This is a genomic window from Streptomyces sp. WAC05292 (assembly GCF_003949955.1).
GTDB classification, from domain to species: Bacteria; Actinomycetota; Actinomycetes; order Streptomycetales; family Streptomycetaceae; genus Streptomyces; species Streptomyces globosus.
On sequence record NZ_RPSE01000557.1, the window covers coordinates 1 to 3135 of the forward strand.

4 protein-coding genes and 1 pseudogene are annotated in these 3135 nt (G+C 74.4%); 2 read left to right on the forward strand and 3 right to left on the reverse strand.

Going from position 1 to position 3135, the window contains the following annotated elements; translation table 11 throughout:
• Positions 1-116: 116 nt before the first annotated feature.
• From EF903_RS30910 to EF903_RS35635, 3 genes and pseudogenes are all read right to left on the reverse strand, one after another.
• Positions 117-944 (reverse strand): hypothetical protein, encoded by an 828-nt coding sequence (locus EF903_RS30910; RefSeq protein WP_125548291.1) that lies wholly within the window; start codon positions 942-944, stop codon positions 117-119.
• Positions 945-1047: 103 nt separating this feature from the next.
• Positions 1048-1356 (reverse strand): hypothetical protein, encoded by a 309-nt coding sequence (locus EF903_RS30915; protein ID WP_125548292.1) that lies wholly within the window; start codon positions 1354-1356, stop codon positions 1048-1050.
• A 202-nt stretch (positions 1357-1558) separates the two neighbouring features.
• A pseudogene (locus EF903_RS35635) lies at positions 1559-1996 on the reverse strand (pentapeptide repeat-containing protein); the annotation flags it as partial.
• Between the two features lie 141 nt (positions 1997-2137).
• Between EF903_RS35635 and EF903_RS35640 the strand changes: the two are divergent.
• Both EF903_RS35640 and EF903_RS30930 read left to right on the forward strand, forming a co-directional pair.
• The gene (locus EF903_RS35640; protein WP_399422069.1) at positions 2138-2491 is read left to right on the forward strand and encodes a hypothetical protein; all 354 of its coding nucleotides are present in this window, start codon (positions 2138-2140) and stop codon (positions 2489-2491) included.
• A gap of 71 nt (positions 2492-2562) precedes the next feature.
• A partial coding sequence (locus tag EF903_RS30930) for a protein kinase domain-containing protein (protein ID WP_148142621.1) occupies positions 2563-3135 on the forward strand: 573 nt, incomplete at its 3' end.

Consider the following 3135-nt stretch of genomic DNA (forward strand, 5'->3'; position numbering starts at 1 on the left):
AGGGTGAGCTGCCCGGGGGCGGGGTGGGTGCGGCCGTCGCGCGCGCGGCCAGGAGGATCAGGGCCGTCTGCGCTGCGGCGGCTGCGGCGCCGATGCGGCGGAGCGGGAGCGTGCGGCTACCGGGCATAGGTGAACCCTCCGAATTCGGTGACGGCCTTGCCGATCTCGCCGGAGGTGGACACCGGGTTGTCTCCGGTGACGGGGGTGGGGCCGTCCTTCTGGGTCGTTTCCGCGACCTTCCAGTCGGAGCCGTTCCACTTGAGGGTCATGGAGATGGTGAACCATCCGCTGGTCACGGGTCGGGTGGACTTCTCGCCGGTCAGGCCGAACATGCCGATGCACCAGACGTCGACGGAGGCGGTGTCGGCGGCGAAGGACGTGACCTTGGTGCCGACGGGGACGGTGCGGCTGACGAAGGTGGCGCCGGCCGGGGCCAGGCCGTCTTTGGTGAGTCCGATCTGGGCGAGCAGGCCGGCGGAGTAGTCGGCGTCGAAGCCGGCCTGGAGTCCGGCCCGGGAGGACCCGTCCGCGACGGCGTCCACGATGGCGTGTCTGCGGGCGGTGTTGAACATGCCGTCGGAGCCCAGGGCCACGGCGTAGTTCGTCGCGGCCGACTGGGCGCCCTGCTGGTCTGCCGGGAAGCCCGTCGGGATGCCGGTGTTCTTGCCGTCGACCGGGCGGGTGCCGGTGGGGGATGTGGGGGGGGTGGCCGGGGTGTCGGCCGTGGTGGCGCGGTCGGGGGTGTCGCCGGACTGGTTGGCGAACGCGATGGCGGCGATCAGCAGGACCACCACGCCGACCACCGTGACCAGGCTGCGCGAGGCGCGGGGGGTGCGGCGGGGGGCGCCGTACGGGTCGGTGTCGGCCTCGGGGAGGCGGGTGCGGGTCTGGCCCGTGCCGCCGACGTCGCCGTGGCCGCCGCCGTACTGGTCGTCGTTGCTCATTGCCTGTCCGCCCCCTCCGCGTCGTACGACGGTAGTGCTGGTTCCCGCGTGGCTGCGGTGTGGTGGTGATCGGGCCCTGGTCCGGATCCGGCGGGCGGTCCGGCTAGACGGCCATTCCGTAGACGATGGTGAACAGCGTGCCGAGGGAGCCGATGATGAAGACGCCGGTGAGGCCGGCGACGATCAGGCCCTTGCCCTGTTCGGCGCTGAAGGTGTCGCGCAGTGCGGTGGCGCCGATGCGCTGCTTGGCGGCGCCCCAGATGGCGATGCCGAGGCAGAGGAGGATGGCGACCGCCATGATCACTTCGATCATGATCTTCGCCTCGTTGCCGAGACTGCCGAAGGGCCCCCAGTTGGGGGCGATTCCGCCGATGATGGTGGTGATGTCGCCCTTTTCGGCTGCCAGGATCATGTAACTCACCGCCCCTGTACGGGTAGTTCCGGTAGCCCGTGCCGACGGCATGGGTCACCCACTATCTTCGCTGATGAAACCCCGGTCATACGTCGACTTGACGGGCTTCTTTGCCCGGTGTCCCGGGGCTTGGCCCGTCCGGGGCCCTGACCTGCGGTGGTGACGGTGTGTTCGTCTGACGGTCCGATGGTCGGATGGTCCGTCAATCCCAGTGGGCGGGACGGGTGAGGTCGGGCGGAATCCTGGTGCCGCTGTCGCCCCGTGCGGCGCCGAGCTGGGCCTGGGTGAGGAAGAGGGCGTCGCGCAGGTCGGCTCCGCGCAGGTCGGTGTCGCGGAAGTCCGCGCCGATGAGGTCGGCGAGGCGGAGGTCGGCTCCGGAGAGGTCCGCGGCGATGAGGTAGGCGCCGCGGAGGTTGGCGCCGCGCAGGTCGGCTCCGGCGAGGCGGGCGCCCATGAGGTCGGCGCCGCGGTGGTTGCGGCGGCGGCCGGGGGCCTCGGCGCGGACGAGTTCGCTGGTTTCCAGGAGGAGGGTGTTGATGCGGCCGCGGAGGTCGGGGAGGTCGAGGTCGGCCGTGAGGGTGCCGGCGTCGGCGGCGGTCCAGCGGGCGGTCTCGTCGAGGAGGGTGCGCAGCCGGCGGTGGTCGCGCGGGCGCTGCGGGTGCGGGTGGCCGGGGACGGTCTGGTGCCGGCGGTGGCGGAGGGGCCGCGGCTGCCGCCGCCGGGGTCGCTGGCGCAGTCGCCGTTCTACGCGGTGCCGTGGGAGCGGGGGTACCACACGGCGATGGAGATGCGGTTCGCCGAGGGGGGTTTCACGGAGCCGGGGCCGGGGGCGTGCTGGATGCGGATGCGGGTGCCGCTGGTGGAGGGGGAGCCGGTCGGGGCGCTGGACCGGGTGCTGGTCGCGGCGGACTCCGGCAACGGGATCAGCGCGGCCGTCGACTTCGGGCGGTACGTCTTCGTCAACAGCGACCTGACGGTGCACCTGCACCGGCACCCGGCGGGCGAGTGGGTCGGGGTGCAGGCGCGGACGAGCGTGGACCCGGCGGGGATCGGGCTCGCGGACTCGGTCCTGCACGACGAGAAGGGGCCGCTCGGCAGGGGGGCGCAGAGCCTTTTCGTGGCGCCGCGCGCCTGACGGCGGGCCGGCCCGCGGGGCCGGTCAACCCCCCTGCCGGGCGGGGAAGTCCGTGTGGCACCCTCTGGCGGGTGGAAGCCCTGACAGACACCGACCCCGCCCAGGTGGGGGCGCATGCCCTGCTGGCCCGGCTGGGTGCCGGAGCGCTGGGGCGGGTGTACCTCGCGCGGTCGCCCGGGGGGCGGCTGGTGGCGGTACAGGTGGTCGGGGCGGAGACCGCCGGGGATCCGGAGGCGCTGGCCCGGTTCAAGCGCGAGGCGGAGCTGCTGCGGGCGGTGCGGTCGGCGCACACGGCGGACCTGGTGGACGCCTCGCTGGCGGCGCCGCCGTTCTGGCTGGCGACGGAGTACGCGGCCGGGCCGACGCTGGCCCGCGCGGTCGCGGGGCGGGGGCCGCTGCCCGCGCCGACCTGCCGGCGGCTGCTGGCCGCGCTGGCGGAGGGGCTGGCGGCGCTCCACGCGCAGGGGGTGGCGCACCGGGAGTTCACGCCGGAATGTGTGGTGCTGGCCGCGCGGGGCCCTCGGATCACCGGTTCCGGCCTGGCGCGGGGCGCGGGCGTGCCCGGTTGGGCGGCGCCGGAGGTGCGCGCGGGGGCGGAGGCGGGGCCCGCGGCGGACGTGTTCGCGCTGGGGGCGGTGCTGGCG